Genomic DNA, 16,024 nt, shown 5'->3' with positions numbered 1-16,024 from the left:
CGGCAATGAGCGGACGCCAGCCGTGCCGGCGCCCGCAATTGTCAGCTTGTTACTTCTTGATCGAAGCGTTCCAGAAGTACGGCCACGGGGCCGGGTCGACGCCTTCAAGCTTGTTGGAAATCGAACCCACGGCATTGAAATTGCCGATCTTGATGAACGGCACGTCGCCGTAAATGACCTTCTGCACGTCGGCCCAGAGCGCCACGCGCTTGGCCGGGTCGACCTCGGCGGTGAAGGCATCGACCGCAGCCTTGCGTTCCGGCGTGTCCCACCAGCCGGGAGCGGTGGTCGACAGCGAACCGATCAGCGCCGGCTCCGGCAGGAACGGGCTGTGGGTGATGTAGATGTCCCACAGGCCCTTCTCGGCGCGGCGCTGGGTCAGTGTCGCCCAATCCACTACTTGCAGGTCGACATTGAAGCCGGCCTGCTTGAGATACTCAGCGGCGACCTGCGCCATCTTGTAGTGGAACTCGTATTGGCGGCTGGTCAGGATGCGGACCGGCTCGCCCTTGTAGCCGGCGGCGGCGGCCGCTGCCTTGGCACCCTCCGGGTCAGCGACGTTGTAGTTGCCCTTAACGCCGGCGTCGGTGCTCCAGGCAAAGTTCGACGGATAGATGCTGCCCTCGAGCGCATAGAAGTCGGTGCTGCCGAAGGCCGCCGCCAGCATGTCTTCCATGCTGAGCGCCTGGCGGATCGCCTTGCGCACCTCGATGTTTTTCGCCGAACCCTCGGCCGTGTTGAAGATGAACACCGGATAGCCGAACGGCTTCAGCAGGATGGGGTGCGTCGCAGTTGCCCCCTTCAACTTGTCGAATGATTCCACCGGCAGGGAGTCGACATAATCATATTGGCCGGAGACGGCGGACTCGACGCGGGTGTTGGCGTCCGGCACCGGCACAAAACGGATCTCGTCGAGATAGGCATGGCGGGCGCCGCCGTAACCGTCGCTGGCTTCGGAGCGCGCCTTGTAGCCGTCGAAGCGCACCAACTGGATGTACTGATCGGCCTTGCGTTCCTTCAGCATGTAGGGGCCGGTGCCGACGAATTCGGTCATCGTATCGGCCTGCTTCTCGGACGGAATGATGATGGCGGCTGAGTTGTTGAAGGCGAGAAGCGAGGTCAGCGGCGCGTAGGGCTGCTTGAGCGCGATGGTGACGGTCGACGGATCGGTCGCGGTGATCGAGGCGATGAAGTTGCCGGCCTGCTTGCCGCGCGAGGCGAGCTTGATCCAGCGGTTCAGCGAGGCGACGACGTCAGCCGAATCCATGTCCGAACCGTCATGGAACTTGATGCCCTGGCGCAGCTTGATGGTCATGGTCTTGCCGTCAGCGCTGATCGCTGGCAGCGCCTCTGCCAGAAGCGGCGTCACGCCCCACTTCTTGTCGAATGTATAGAGCGTCTCGAATATGTGCTGGGTAACGATGCCTACCAGGTCGGCGGTGGACGTCATCGGATCGAGCGTCGGCGGCTCACCAATGGTGGCGACGTTGATCACGCCCCCCTTTTCCTGCGCCATGAGATAGCTTGGCGAGGCCAGCAAAAGCATGGCAGCCAAGGATACAAGTTTCAGCTTCATCGAACGTCCTCCCTCACGTATTCCACAATAATGGAATTTAAGCTGTTATTAGAGAGTACATGACGAGTTTGTGCTGTCAATGGTCGCAGCGAAGACGGTGAAATTTCAACCAAGAATTGCCGAAGCTTCTCCTATCCCGCCCCGCGCAATTTTGTAGCGCCGCAAGTACCGCTCATTCGCACGCACCTATTCCTGCTGGCGTCCGCGATTCCGATCAAACTGCAAGAAAAACCGACACGTCGATAGACATCTGTTCGTCCTTGAACATGTCAGAAATTCTCGCAATGATTGCAGTTTGCGCCCCTATAGTCTTTGAACTTCAGCACTGCCCCCGCCGCGAGATTTTGCATCGCCAATGAAGCGCGCGCGGACGGGTGACGCGCTGCTGTACTTGTTGACAGCGAATGATTTCAGCGGCCAGGCGGTCTGCCTGATCGGCTAACAATCGGTCAGCTGGCCGCCGAGCGCGTCCGGTAGACGTGCGTTGAAGGTGTCTCGTAGACGGCTGGCGATTGGACGCAGCATGTCAGTGGCGACGCCAGCCGAGATGCCAGGGCGGGTCCTGCACGATACTATTCCATGTGAAAACGCATCGCCGCGATGCGGCCGTCGGCTTGCCGGTCGACGGTCCAGTGCATGTGGTAGCGGCCGGTGGCGAGGCGATAGTGGCGGCGGTCGCCGGCGTCTTCGATGAGCTCCATGTTCGCCACGCCGAGATCGGATTCGCTTTCGGCAATCAACTGGTCGAACCACTTGTCGGACCACAACCGCCAGCATTCCTCGCTGAACGCCTCCGATGTGGCGCTGCGTCTTGCAATCGCCTTGATGAGCATCGCGTCGCGGCTCGTGAGCGCCGGTTTGCTGTCAGCGACGGGCTCGTGAGGGGCGACCGCGCCATCGAAGAACCCGGCGACCTTGTGGGCGATGCGCGCGACCTGGGCGGAGTCTATGTTGGCCAGCACCGCCACCGAAAGCCGCTGATCGGGGAAGCGGGCGAGTTCGGCGCGGAACCCGTCCCAGGTGCCGCCATGCCTGATCTTGCGGTGGCCGCGTATCTCGGAATTCTGCCAGCCCAAGCCGTAGCCGTTGATGGCGGGGCGGCCATCCGACGTCAGCGTCGGCTCGAACATCGCGGCAATCGTCTCGGACCGGAACACTCGCGGCCTGTCCAGTTCGATGAACCAGCGGGCGATGTCGCGCGGCGAGAAATAAAGCCCGCCGTCGCCGGTGCGCAGCATGGTCGGTGCTGTCCAGTGGCTATTGCGCAGCGCGCCCGAATGGCGGCTGTAGCCGCTGGCGCGGTTCAGGACGATGTCGTGACTGCTGGCCTCGCGCGCGCTTGCCATGCCTGCGGGCGCAAACAGTCTTTCCCGGAGCGAGGCGTAATAGGGCTTGCCCGTGATGCGCCGGACCACCAGCGACGCGACGATGTAGCTGATGTTGGAATAGAGGTAGCTCTCGCCAGGGGCGAAGGCGAGCGGCGACATGCTGGCGAGCGCCAGCAACTGCTCGTCGCTGTGGTCCTGCCAGAGGTTGACCGGAACGACGTTGTTCTCGATTGGCGCCGGTGCAAAGACATCGGCGAAATTGCCGAAGCCGCTGGTCATCGACAGCAGGTGACGGATGGTCATATCCGCCCAGCTCCTGGGCACCTCGGTCAGGTAGCGGTCCACTGGGTGGTCGATATCGAGCAGTCCGTCCTGCAACAGGATCAGGATGGCAGCGGCAGTGAACATCTTGCCGGTCGAACCCGAGTGGAAAATGGTGTCGGCCGTGGCCGCGACCCTGTGTTCGATATTGGCGAGACCGTAGCCGCCGAGGTGCAGGATCTCTCCGTCCCGGACGATTGTTACCCCTAGCCCGGGGATTTCATGCGCCTCGATTTCGGCATGGAGATATCGTTCCAGCTCGGCGGCCGAGCCGGGTTCCTTCATCACGTCCATAAAGTATCTCTCCAGTGGCAGGGCATGCAGGCAGCGCAGGGGCTTTTCGCCCCCGCCACCTCCCGCTACTGCGCGGGCCTGATGTCAACGATCGAATAGGGCGCCCGGAACGTCTCGGGCGCGATGAGGCGCGTCTTGTTGAAGGCCATTGTCTGCGCCGGTTCGTGAACGGGCGCAGCGACGAAGTTGGCGAGCAGGTGGGCGTGGTACTTGCGGAAGTTCTCCACCCGCTCGTCCCAGGTCTTCGAGCCATACATGGCGAGGTCGTGCAGCTCCTCGGACTTCGGCTCATCCCACATCGACAGGTTCCATGAATCCAACCGCTTGGCGCTGAAGAACCAGTCGAGAATGTCGGCGTTGGTCCATGAATAGGGCTGCAGCACGAGTTCGCGCTCCGGCTTACGGAACTGGTCGCGATAGGTGCCGGCGTCGAAGACCGTGATCTCGATGCCGATACCGACCGCCTTCAGCTGTGCCTGGATGATCTCCGCGGTGCGCCGATATTCGGTGTCGGCCCGGGCCCACAGCTTGACCTGTAACGGCTTGCCGTCCTTGCTGCGGATGCTGTCGGCGCCTAGCGTCCAGCCGGCCTCGTCAAGCAATTTTGCGGACCGGGTCGAGTCGTTGCGGATTTCCGTGGCGGGATCGACCTTCGATTCCGGAAGGCTGCTGACCAAAAGCTGGTGTGCCTCCTTGCCGACGCCGCCATAGACGCTCTTGAGGATCGCGCCCTGGTCGATGGCGAGCGCGATGGCCTGGCGCACGCGGATGTCGGTGAAGGGAGCCGCCCGGGTGTTGATGGCGACGAAGGTGATGCCGTAGCCGGGCAGGTCGCGCATGTCGAGATCGGCTTCGGACCGAAACTGCGGCAGGAAGTCGGTCGGCACGTCGAGCAACATGTCAACCCCGCCCGTCCTGAGTTCGAGGAAGGCGGTGGACGCGTCGGGGATCTCGCGAACCGTCAGGCGCTTGATGTACGGTGCGACCTTGTTCTCGGTCAGAGGGCTGCTCCAGGCATAGTCCTCGTTGGCGACCAGCACCGTCTCCTGCCCGACCACGAAGCTCTCAAGCTTGTAGGGACCGGTTCCCACTGCCTGGATGACACCATAGTCGGTGCCTGCCGCGTCGAACGCCTTGGGGCTGGGGATGCCCATGTTCATCATGGCCAGGTTGAAGATCAGGTTCGGCTCGGGCCGTTTCAGCGCGAAACGCACCATGTGCTCGTCCAGGGCCTCGACCTTGTCGATGGCGTCGACCATGTACTCGTTTTCGGTGCCCCTGAATTTGGGGATCCACCAGACGATAGTCGCGGCGTTGAACGGCTCGCCATCCGTGAAGCTGACACCCTTGCGCAACTTGAAGGTCCAGTTCAGTCCATCCGGGCTGACCTCCCAGGATTCGGCGAGATGGGGATGATAGGATTGGTCGGCAGCCTGCTCGACCAAGCGATCGTAGATCAGGCCGGCGGCCATGTTCAGGGTCACCGCGCGGACCGGGTCGTAGCTGGCGGCTCCTTGTTCCTGGCGGGCAAGCACGACGACGGCCTCTGCTTCGGTTGCCACTGCAGGCGTCAGCGACCCCACCACTGCAACAAGCGAAAACAGCGATGCCGAAGCAAGGAATTCACGGCGGTTCATGTCAAATCCTCCCTGATTTGATGTGCGTTGGTGATGCTGTCCTGGAAAATGCGCGCGTCAGCGCTCCGGTCGGCCGGCGTGGCCGACGAAGTCGCCGTAAAGCTCCGACATGCGATCGAGCCGTGCCTCGACATCGGCGCCGAGCTCGCCGATGACGCCGTTCAGCATGAGGTGGACAAGCGAAAGCATCGGTCCGTTGGTGTCCCAGAAAAGATTGATTTCCGAAGGCAGCGCGAAGACCTCGGACGTGCTGCCATGCGCCCAGTCGCAGAACTGGTCGGTGATGAGCGTAACCGGCACCCCGGCGTCCGTCGCCCGACGGGCCAGGAGGGCGGCCTGGCGCGAATAGCGCCGGGCATCGAACATCACGAGCGCCGTCTTTGCCGGATCGGCCAGCAACACCTCGGAAAAATTGCCGGCGGAATGATCGATGAGCTGCACACCCTCGCGCACATATTGCAGAAGCTGCGCCATGGTGACGGCGATGCCGCGCTCGCTCTGGAAACCGACGATGAAGATGCGCTCACGGGCGGCAAGCCGGTCGACGGCCGCCTTGAACTGCGCTGACCTCGCCAGCTCATAGACCTTGACCAGCGCCGCCATCTCCAGCTCCAGGCTTCTGGCAAGGTCACTGCTGCCCTTCTTGCTGGTCGCCTGGAATTCGCGCAGCCGGTCGCCGATCAGCCACGGGCTGTCGGCAATGTCCGTCTTCAGGTCGGCTTTGAGATCCTTGAAGTGCTGGTAGCCGAGCGAGCGGCAGAAGCGGCCGACCGTCAGTTCGCTGACGCCCACTTTCTCGGCCACGGTCATCGCCGTCTCGAAGGGCAGCTCGCTGAGATTGGCCAGCATGTAGGTCGCGATCGAACGGCCGCCGCGCGAGCCCTTTTGCAGGCTTTCGGTCAGTCGCTGGCGCACTGTTCCCGGCATCGTCTTCTCCTCCTCAGGATCTGGATATGACAGTTTTCTGAAGTTATAGCAAGAATGACAGTTTTACGTCATTACGAAAGCCGGCTGACAAGCCAGCCACGCACTGAGGCAGCACGTCTCGAATTCCGACCTGATGGTGAGTGCTCTGGAGTAGGGCTCGAGCGGGAACAACGTCGACCTAGTGCCGAACCTCGCCTGGACGGTCGAACGGGAGCATGTCACGGCGCCTCGCACGACAGGGCGCGCGATCAAGCCGGGCTACGTCGAAGCGTCTTCAACAACCATCATCGATGAGAACGGGCAACCACGCCTGCGCGACATCGGGCGAAGACATCCAAGCGACTGCAGGCGCAATCCGCGGCGAGGCTAGTCGCCGACATAGCCTGTGATCTTTCCGTGAAGCTCGGAGACCTTGTTCATGCGCCCTTCGACGGTGACGCCGAGTTCATTGAACACCCCGTTGATGAGCAGGTTGCCAAGGCTGGCCATCTGGGCAGTCGATTCCCAGAACATGCCGAACTCGGTGGGCACGACGAACATTTCGTCGACCACGTCACGTCCCCAATCGCAGAAAGCATCCGTGACCAGGGTAATCGGGATCTTCGCCTTCTGCGCTTCCCGCGCCAGGAACAACGTCAGCCGCGAGTAGCGGCGAGCCTCGAACATCACCAGGCAGGTGGATTTGGGCGGGCTCAGCAGGATTTCGCTGAAGTTGCCGCCGGCAACGTCAGCCATCTGAACACCGGGCCGAAGGTACTGCATCTGGTTGGCAAAATACTGCGCGATGCCTCGCTCGGTCTGGAACCCCGCGACAAACATCTGGGGCGTGCTTGCCAGGCGCTTGACCGCGCGGTGCCACTCCTTCGTGTTCGCGATCTCGTAGATCCTCAGGAGAGCTGCGATCTCCAGTTCCAGGCTGCGCGCCAAAGCGTCGCCGTTCTGGCTGCGATCGCGAAATTCCTTCAGCCGGTCACCCGCCAGCCAGGGCTGGGTTCCGATGTTGTCCCTGAGGTCCTCCTTCAGGTCCTTGAAACGCGCATAGCCCAACGCGCGGCAAAATCGCCCGACAGTCGGCTCGCTGACGCCGACCTTGCTGGCCAGGGTCGCAGATGTCTCGAAAGGCACCCCGCTCAAATTTGCCAGCATGTAGTTGGCGAGCGCTTTCTCCGCATTGGTGGCGGTGTTCAAGCGTTCAACGAGCCGGCGGCGGACCGATTCAGTCATTCTGGCTTCCCTGCCTGGGGTTCGACATTCTGCAAGATTTATATCACAGACACGATTGACGTTTGTTTTTTTTCACAATAGCGTTGCCCTACCCCGTTGAGGAGCGAGGGAAGAAAAACACTGCCTGATTTACGGCAGGAGCCAGATCCACCAGCAACCAAGACAAATAGAGCGCAGCATGGATAGGTCATCTGACCATCCATTGTCGTGAGTTATTTCTGTACCAAAAAATAAGCTGCCTCGGCAGCACGGCTGGCTTTTGGTATTTTACCAAGGGGAGGATAACCATGAATCGACGTAGGTTTCTTGTATCGGCATCTGTGCTCACCTTGGCCGCAAGCCTCGGCCTGGCTGCCAGGGATGCGGCGGCTGCGGCAGACACCGAGGCCGTATTTGCGCTCGCCAGTTCCGAGATCGGCGCCGCGTCGCAGGATCCCATCCGAGCCACCTTGCTGAGTACGGTCGTGATGCTGATCTACGACCGGCTGATCGAGCAGGATGTCGACCAGTCCTATCATCCCCACCTTGCGGAATCCTGGGAAACCAGCGCGGATGGCATGAGCTGGACCTTCAAACTGCGGCAAGGCGTGCGCTTCCATGATGGCGAACCCTTCAATGCGGCGACCATAGCGTGGTGGATCCCCAAGTTCAAAGGCACCCCCAACGAGTACCTGGTCGACGCGATCGATCGCGTCGAGGCGGTGGACGAACATTCCTCCCGGTTCGTCATGAAGCGGGCGGACCCCAACCTGATCTTCAATCTGGCGTCCGCCTTCATGGGCATTCCCTCGCCGAAGGCCTACGACGAAGCCGGCGATAGCTACGGCGTGGCGGTGGCGGTCGGCACCGGCCCCTACAAGCTCGAGAGCTTTGCCGTTGGCCAGGAGGCCATACTGGTCGCCAACGAAGACTATGCCTGGGGATGCGACCTCTCCGAGAACAAGGCGGCCCCGCACATCAAGCGGCTTACGATGCGCGAAATCCCCGACGCGTCCACGGCCTTCCTGGAGCTGAAGACCGGCGGCGTCGGCATGCTTCTCGGCGTGCCCAGCCAGTTCGTGCCGCAACTCGAGGCGGACCAGAACGTTGGCTTCCGCACCCTGCCCGGCATGGGCGTGACGTATCTCGCCTTCAACACCCGCACCGAACCGTTCGGCGACATTTCCGTACGCCAGGCAACCGCCCTGGCGGTCGACCAGGGCGCCATCCACAAGAGCGTCTTCAACGGCGTCGGCCTGGAAGCGCATCAGTTCCTGATCAGCTCGCTGCCGGAATCGAAAATCGATCCCAAGTTGGAGATCCGCCATGACCTCGGCAAGGCCAACGAACTGCTGGACAAGGCAGGGTGGCTGCGGGGAGGCGACGGCATCCGGGCCAAGGATGGCAAGCCGCTGAAGATCAAGTTGACCGCCCAGTCGGAAACGGCATTCAAGCGCACGGCCGAGATCGTCCAGGCCCAGCTCAAGGCGGTGGGCATGGACGTCGAGATTGTCATCTTCGACAGCACCACCGTCGTCGACCAACTCAAAAAGGGCCTGCACCAGCTGGCGGTGCGTCATTACGACTGGAACAACGCCGACATTCTCGACTGGTTCTACAGCGCCAAGAACATCCCCTATCCGAACTCCTCGGGTTGGCAGGACGAAAAATCACAAGAGCTTCACGACATCGCCATGCAGCAGTCGAAGACGCCGGAAGAGCGCGTGGTCAACTTCAGGAAGTATCACGAGAACCTGGTCGGCAACTTCCTGTTCGCACCGATCCATGAGCCGGTGCAAAACTACGCCTTCAACAAGACGCTGCTCGATGTGCCGGAAAAGTTGCGCGGCACGCAGCTCGTGCAGGCGACCGTCGTCGACATCAAGGTCGTCGGCTAACAGTTCGGAGCTGCAGTACGAAATGATCGGCTTCACGTTGAGGCGGCTGCTGCTGCTGCTGCCGGTGTTCTTTGTCGTCTCGCTGGTGGTGTTCTTCATCATTCACCTGGTGCCGGGCGACCCCATCGACAATCTGATGCGCGCCGGCTCGTCTCCCGAGCAGCGCCTTCAGATCGCCGCCAAATACGGCCTCGATCGCAGCCTGGTGGAACAATATTTCACCTGGATGGGCCGGCTCCTGACCGGTGACCTTGGCACATCCATCGTACAGGGTCGCCCGGTCAGCGGATTGATCGCGCAGAACCTACCCTACAGCCTCCAGCTGGGCGGAGCGGCACTGCTGTTCTCGACGCTGACCGGCATCGCCGCCGGCGTCATCGCTGCCAGCTACCAGGGCACGCGCATCGACGACGCCATCACCGGCTTCATCCTGCTCGGCTCGACCGTGCCGAGCTTCTGGCTCGGCCTGCTGCTGATCCTGGTCTTTGCGGTATGGCTCGGCTGGGTTCCCGTCTCCGGCGCCCGCGGCTGGAGCTCGCTCATCCTGCCCGTCATCGCAGCGGGCTTAGGCGGTATCGCGCTGGTGGCCCGGGTGACGCGGATCGCCATGATCGAGACGTCGCGGCAGGATTTCGTCATGCTGCTGCACGCCAAGGGCTTGCCGCCATTCATGATCCAGCTGCGCCACGTCTTGCGCCACGCCATGGTTCCGGTCGTCACCATCCTCGGCCTGCGCATCGGCTGGGTGCTCGGTGGCGCGGTGACCATCGAATATGTCTTCGCCCGTCCCGGCCTCGGCTCACTGCTGATCCGTGCGCTCAACCAGCGCGATTATCCCCTCGTGCAAGGTTGCCTCCTCATGCTTGCCATGGCCGTCATCATCGGCGCCCTGATCGGTGACATCGTTCAGGCCGCCATGGATCCTCGCCAGCGCGAGGCACGGTCATGATGGGCCGTCGCGCACTGGCATTGCTCAAGGCGATCTCCACCTTCAAGGGAGGGATCTCCGGCACATTTCTCCTGCTGCTGGTGGTCGGCGCGCTGTTTGCGCCATGGCTGTCACCATATCCATACGACCAGCAGGACCTCGGGATCATGAACCAGGCTCCGTCGCTGACGCATCTGTTCGGCACAGACGAATTCGGTCGCGACGTGCTGTCGCGGATGATCACCGGCGCGCGCACCTCGCTTTCGGTCAGCATCACGGCGATCGGCATCTCGGTGTTGCTCGGCTTGGTCCTCGGCGCGACCTGCGGCTATTTCGGCGGCGCGTTCGACCGCGCCGTGATGACCGTCGTCGACTTGACCTGGTCGTTCCCCGAAATCCTGATCGCGCTGATGCTGGTGGCGATCATCGGACCGGGACTGGAGGGCGTGGTGATCGCCATCGCCATCGCCTACCTCGCGCAGTTCACCAGGCTGACGCGCACCCAGATCATGTCGCTCAAGAGCGAGACCTATGTGGAGGCAACCGTCAGCCTCGGCGCCGGCCACACGCACATCCTGTTCTCGCATCTGTTGCCGAATGCGCTGGCGCCGGTGCTGGTGGCGGCGATGCTGGCAACCGGCGACGCCATCATCCTCGAGGCGACCCTTGGCTTCTTTGGCCTGGGCGCGCAGCCGCCGACGCCGAGCTGGGGCGCCATGATGAGCTCCGGCACGGCGCAACTGTTCATCGCACCCTGGGTGATCCTGCTGCCCGGTCTGGCGGTGGCGCTGACAGTGGTCTTCCTGAACCTCTTCGGCGACGCGGTGATCGCAGCGCTCGATGTCCGCACCAAGCTCAGGGACGCCTGAAGATGCTGCTGAATTTGGAAATGCTACGGATCAGGTTCGGTGCCTTTTCGCCAGTCGACGAAGTCACGCTGGGCGTCGATCGCGGCGAGATCCTCGGGATCGTGGGGGAATCCGGTTCGGGCAAGTCACTGACCGCAACCGCGATCATGGGTCTGCTGCCGCGCATTGGCGGCCAGGTCGCGGCCGGCAGCATCCGCTTCGATGGCGCCGAGCTCGTCGGCATGCCGGAACGGCAGCTGCGTCGGCTGCGCGGCGGACGCATCGCGCTGATCACGCAAAACCCGATGACCTCGCTCGATTCCATGATGCGGATCGGCCCGCAGATCGATCAGGCAGCTCGGCTGCACCTCGGTCTCGGCCGAAGTGCTGCCCGCGCCAGGAGCCTCGAGCTGATGGCAGACCTGCGCATCCCCGATCCCGCCTCGGTCTACAACCTGTTCCCGCACCAGCTTTCCGGCGGCATGAAGCAGCGCATCGTCATCGCCATGGCGCTTGCAGGCGACCCCGAGCTGTTGATCGCGGACGAGCCAACCACTGCGCTCGACGTCACCGTCCAGGCACAGATCGTACAGATCCTCGTCGACCTCGTGCGGCAGCGAGGGCTGGGGCTGATCCTGATCACCCACGACATGGGCGTCGTTGCTCAGGCCTGCGATCGCGTCGCGGTGATGTATTGCGGCCGGGTGGTCGAGCTGGCGCAGGTCGACGCGCTGTTCCAGCATCCCCGGCACCCCTACACCCAGGCGCTGATCCGCTGCATTCCGCGGCGGGACATGGCGCCGGGAACGATGACCGCCATCCCTGGCATCGTGCCAACAGCGATGACGCAGCCGCGCGGCTGCCGGTTCAACCCGCGTTGCACGCGCGCCGCGGATCGCTGTCGTGTGGAAATCCCCGAGCTTCGCGTCGGTGCAGGCGGCAACGGCGTTGCCTGCCATCTGGCGGAGGCAGCATGAGCGACCTTCTCACTGTCTCCGGGCTGAGCCGTCGTTTCGTCGATGGCGGGCTGTTGCGCAAGCGCAAGGTGTTCCATGCGGTCAGCGACGTTTCCTTCAACCTGAAGCGCGGCCAGATCCTCGGCGTCGTCGGCGAGTCCGGATGCGGCAAGTCCACCCTCGCCCGGCTTGTGCTGCGCCTGATCAGTCCAAGCGACGGCCAGGTCACCTTCGACGGGGTCGACATGGCCTCATTGTCGCGCGCAGATCTGCGCAGCCTGCGCCAGCGCATGCAGCTGGTTTTCCAGGATCCCTATTCGGCAATCGACCCGCGCTATTCGGTCAGGGACGCGTTGCTCGAGCCATTCCGGGTACAAGGGGTGAAAGCGAAGGCGCCCGACGAAACCGTCGCTTCGCTGCTCGACATGGTCGGCCTCAACACCTCACTGGCGCAAAGCTATCCGCACCAGCTTTCCGGCGGTCAGAAGCAGCGCGTCGGCATCGCCCGGGCGCTGGCGCTCAATCCGTCGCTGGTGGTGCTCGACGAGCCGACGGCGTCGCTCGACGTTTCCGTGCAGGCCCAGATCGTTTCGCTGCTGGAGCGGCTGCGCCAGGACCTCGGGCTGACATATCTGTTCATCTCTCACGACCTCGGCCTGGTGCGCTATTTCTGCGACCAGGTGCTGGTCATGTATCTTGGCCGTGTCGTGGAAATGATGCCAAGCGATGCCGAGCCCGCGCATCCCTACACCCGCGCGCTTCTCGACAGCACGTTCGAGCCCGACCCCCGCCAGCGCCGCGCGATCACGCGGCTCTCGGGTGAAGTCCCCAGCGGCTACGACCTGCCGGCCGGGTGCGCCTTCGCCAATCGCTGCCCGCGCGTCTCCGACCTCTGCCGCCGGACGCTGCCGCCGCTCTCGGTGCAAGCGAACGGGCAGCAGGTGGCCTGCCATCATCCGCTCGTCAGTGCGACCGCGGAGACCGCCGAACGCAGATCGGTCGCGTGAGGAAGACAACCATGAGCCACACTGAAGAGCTTGACCGCTACCTGCAGGCGGAGATCGAAAACAGCCAGGTGCCTGGTCTCGGCGTCGCCATCGTCGGCAATGGTGAGATCATCCACCTTGCCGGCTACGGCCTGGCCAATGTCGAGAACAACACCCCGGTCTCCCCCGATACGGTTTTCCATTCCGGCTCGACCGGCAAGATGTTCACCGCAACATCGGTTCTGTTCCTGCTGCAGGATGGCCGCATCGGACTGGACGACCAGATCCTGACCTATATCCCCGAGGGGCCGCAAAGCTGGGTGGGCATCACTATCCGCCATCTGCTTTCGATGATGGCCGGGCTGGGCAATTTCGAGATCGCCTTCGAACCAACCGAGGATCGGGACGGCATCGTTCATTACAATCTTTGGCAGGACCACAGCGACCAGCAGCTGATCAACCTGGCGCGGCGTTCGCCGCTGCTCCACGCCCCGGGCGAAGGCTATCGCTACAGCAACACCGGCTACATGCTTGCCGCCATCATCGTCGCCCGCGTCTCCGGCAAGCCCTACTACGAACTGTTACGCGAACGCCTTTTCGGACCGATAGGCATGGCGACGGCGCGCGACGCATCTTGGTACGACATCGTGCCCAACCGCGCCGCTGGCCACTGCATTCGCGACGGGCGCCTCGAAAACCGCTACTGGGCCGCACCCACCCTGCAGCGCACCGGCGACGGCGGGCTCTATTATTCGCCACGGGACATCGCCCGTTGGCTGCTGGAGCTGGACGATCCCAAGGTGCTGAACCACGATCTCATTGACCTGATGTCCAACCCCGTGCCGATGCGCAATGGCCAGTTTTCGTTCAACAGCTACGGGCTGGGCTGGCAGAACTCCGAACTGCGCGGCCATCGCAAGATCCGGCACGGCGGCACATGGGATGGCTTCCGCGCCGAGATCGCGCGCTTCCCCTCGCGCAAATTGTCGGTCTGTGTTTTCGCCAACACCGATGAAGCCCAGGTTGCACGCATCGCCCAGAAGATCGCGGGCATCATCGATCCCGCGCTTTCTCCATACGAACCGATCCCGGACGACGATGCCGGGCAGACGCAACGAGACCGCGAGCTGCTGCAGGCGATCGTCGAACGCCGCGCACCGCGCCAGGCTTTTGCCGATGAGACATGGCGCCTGTGGAACAATAGCTGGTTCGAGCAGATCGCATCGACGGGAATTGTGGTTGCCGGCAATCCGCTCGAACTCACCCACCATGAAGGGGACGCCGCATCCCATCTGAGGCGCTATCGCATGGGACTGGGCGGTTACTTCCTGCACTGGTCGATCATACGCGGCGGCGACGGCCGTATCGGCGAAATGCGGTTCCACATGGAGTAGCCAGAACCCGGGGCCGCTGCCTGGCCAGTGCGGCAAGGTAGGCCCCACTTCACCCCAACCGTCAAATGCGCGCGCCATCGTCGCGGTGTCACCGAAGCGCACGCGCCCGACCAATCCGAAACGCCCGAAACTGTCCGGAGACATGACAATGAGCTTTCGTGTTCTAACCGCAGAATTCGCACATGAGACCAACACGTTCAGCGTGCGAAAGACCAATTACGAAGCCTTCATGGTCGAGGGCGTGCTGTTCGGCGACGACGCCATCCGCGCCCGGGGCGAGGCGAACACGGAGATCGGAGGCTTCCTCGACATCGGACGGAAATATGGCTGGACGATCCAGCACGTCCTCTCCACCGCCGCCGAGCCGGCGGGGCCGGTGACGCGCGACGCCTTCGACCGCATCGGCGGCGCCATCGTCCAGGCGGCGGTCGAGCGCAAGGGCGAGCTCGACGGCATCCTGCTCGGCCTGCACGGCGCGATGGTCACCGACTTTTCGCCAGACGGCGAAGGCGAATTGCTGGCGCGGTTGCGCGCTGTCGTCGGCCCGAATCTACCTATTGCCGTCACGCTCGACCCGCATGCCAATGTCACCGCCAGAATGTGCGAGCACGCCGACATCCTGATCTCGTTCAAGACCTATCCGCATATCGACATGCGCGACATCGCCCGCCACGCCGGCGAGGTGTTGCAACGCACGATGGCCGGCGAGATTCGCCCAAAAACGCTTCTCGCGCGTCGACCGATGCTGGAGGAGGCCAATGCCGGCCGTACCGACATCGGTCCGATGGTTGAGTGGATCGCCAGGGCACGCGCCCACGAGAAGACATCCGGCGCGCTCGCCGTCAGCATCAACGGCGCCTTCCCCAATGCCGACATCGCCGAAGTCGGCCCGACAGTGCTTGTCACCTATGACGGCGATCCGGCACGCCATCAGGTCTTCGCCGAAGGCATTGCCGACGAAATCTGGGACAACCGTTTCAACGTCCTCAACACCTTCCACACGGTAACGGAGGCTGCCGAGATCGCGCGCGGCTACAGCGGTGACCATCCGCTGATCATCGCCGACTACGCCGACAATCCCGGCGCCGGTGGTTATGGCGATGCGACGGCCCTGCTCGGTGCGTTGCTGGACGCCGGCATCGACAACGCCTGCTTCGGCCCGATCGTCGATCCGGAGACGGCCAACCAACTCCATCGCGCCACCGTCGGAGACACGGTCCAGCTGACACTTGGCGGCAAGACCGATCCGCGTTTCGGCGGCGATCCGCTCGAAGTCACCGGCAAGCTGCTTGTCATCAGCGACGGCAAGCTCATCGGCGACGGCGAACAGCTGGGTGGCCTCGAATTCAGCTTCGGCCCGACGGCCGTGGTGCAGATCGACGGCATTGCAGTGCTTGTCGTCACCGAACCGTCACAGATGCGCGACCTCCAGCAGTTCCGAGCCTTCGGCATCGATCCCGCCCGGCATCGCGTCGTCGGGCTCAAGTCGATGCAGCATTTCCGCGCTGCCTTCGAGCCCATCGCCGGCAAGGTGATCGTCTGCGACAGCGGCGCGCTCTGCACCATGGACTATGCGAGGATGCCCTATCGCAACGTCTCGCGCCCGATCTTCCCACTCGACCGCGACATGGCGCTTTGAACCATGGCGATGACCAGCGATTTTTGGCAATGACACACCACGGCAAAGTCGGTCTCGAACCCATGGTGCCTTCGCTTGACGACGCCCCA

General features: G+C 63.0%; 12 protein-coding genes. 7 read left to right on the top strand and 5 right to left on the bottom strand.

The genetic code is table 11. The features are described 5' to 3' along the window. Positions 1-49 precede the first annotated feature (49 nt). The 5 genes from QFZ88_RS14490 to QFZ88_RS14470 form a co-directional block, all read right to left on the bottom strand. A complete protein-coding gene (locus QFZ88_RS14490; RefSeq protein ID WP_024924412.1) occupies positions 50-1,576 on the bottom strand; it encodes an ABC transporter substrate-binding protein in 1,527 nt (508 codons plus the stop codon). A 572-nt stretch (positions 1,577-2,148) separates the two neighbouring features. After that, positions 2,149-3,519 carry a serine hydrolase domain-containing protein gene (locus QFZ88_RS14485; RefSeq protein WP_024924413.1) on the bottom strand — a complete coding sequence of 457 codons (1,371 nt, stop codon included), beginning with the start codon at positions 3,517-3,519 and terminating at the stop codon, positions 2,149-2,151. 65 nt (positions 3,520-3,584) lie between these two features. Then, positions 3,585-5,156 carry an ABC transporter substrate-binding protein gene (locus QFZ88_RS14480; protein ID WP_024927259.1) on the bottom strand — a complete coding sequence of 524 codons (1,572 nt, stop codon included), beginning with the start codon at positions 5,154-5,156 and terminating at the stop codon, positions 3,585-3,587. Positions 5,157-5,213: 57 nt separating this feature from the next. Further along, positions 5,214-6,083 (bottom strand): MurR/RpiR family transcriptional regulator, encoded by an 870-nt coding sequence (locus tag QFZ88_RS14475; RefSeq protein WP_024927188.1) that lies wholly within the window; start codon positions 6,081-6,083, stop codon positions 5,214-5,216. Positions 6,084-6,449: 366 nt separating this feature from the next. Next, a complete protein-coding gene (locus QFZ88_RS14470; RefSeq protein ID WP_244437901.1) occupies positions 6,450-7,271 on the bottom strand; it encodes a MurR/RpiR family transcriptional regulator in 822 nt (273 codons plus the stop codon). A gap of 323 nt (positions 7,272-7,594) precedes the next feature. On the opposite strand from QFZ88_RS14470, the gene QFZ88_RS14465 reads away from it, so the two are divergent. The 7 genes from QFZ88_RS14465 (at position 7,595) to QFZ88_RS14435 (ending at position 15,935) form a co-directional block, all read left to right on the top strand. Continuing rightward, entirely contained in the window at positions 7,595-9,184 is a 1,590-nt protein-coding gene (locus QFZ88_RS14465) for an ABC transporter substrate-binding protein (RefSeq protein ID WP_024927544.1), read from the top strand. Between the two features lie 22 nt (positions 9,185-9,206). Beyond that, positions 9,207-10,133, top strand: coding sequence for an ABC transporter permease (locus QFZ88_RS14460; protein ID WP_024923422.1), 927 nt, complete (start codon positions 9,207-9,209; stop codon positions 10,131-10,133). Next, the gene (locus QFZ88_RS14455; RefSeq protein WP_036254962.1) at positions 10,130-10,981 is read left to right on the top strand and encodes an ABC transporter permease; all 852 of its coding nucleotides are present in this window, start codon (positions 10,130-10,132) and stop codon (positions 10,979-10,981) included. The genes QFZ88_RS14460 and QFZ88_RS14455 overlap by 4 nt, the downstream gene beginning before the upstream one ends. Positions 10,982-10,983: 2 nt before the next feature. Beyond that, a complete protein-coding gene (locus tag QFZ88_RS14450) occupies positions 10,984-11,937 on the top strand; it encodes an ABC transporter ATP-binding protein (protein ID WP_024923420.1) in 954 nt (317 codons plus the stop codon). After that, the gene (locus QFZ88_RS14445; RefSeq protein WP_024923419.1) at positions 11,934-12,923 is read left to right on the top strand and encodes an ABC transporter ATP-binding protein; all 990 of its coding nucleotides are present in this window, start codon (positions 11,934-11,936) and stop codon (positions 12,921-12,923) included. Before QFZ88_RS14450 ends, QFZ88_RS14445 begins: the two co-directional genes overlap by 4 nt. 11 nt (positions 12,924-12,934) lie before the next feature. Then, positions 12,935-14,296, top strand: coding sequence for a serine hydrolase domain-containing protein (locus tag QFZ88_RS14440; RefSeq protein ID WP_024923418.1), 1,362 nt, complete (start codon positions 12,935-12,937; stop codon positions 14,294-14,296). Between the two features lie 148 nt (positions 14,297-14,444). Then, complete coding sequence (locus tag QFZ88_RS14435) at positions 14,445-15,935, top strand: M81 family metallopeptidase (protein WP_024923417.1); 1,491 nt, start codon at positions 14,445-14,447, stop codon at positions 15,933-15,935. Positions 15,936-16,024 lie beyond the last annotated feature (89 nt).

The organism is Mesorhizobium sp. YL-MeA3-2017 (assembly GCF_030814575.1).
GTDB classification, from domain to species: domain Bacteria; phylum Pseudomonadota; class Alphaproteobacteria; order Rhizobiales; family Rhizobiaceae; genus Mesorhizobium; species Mesorhizobium terrae.
This window is presented reverse-complemented; position numbering and strand designations above follow the sequence as displayed.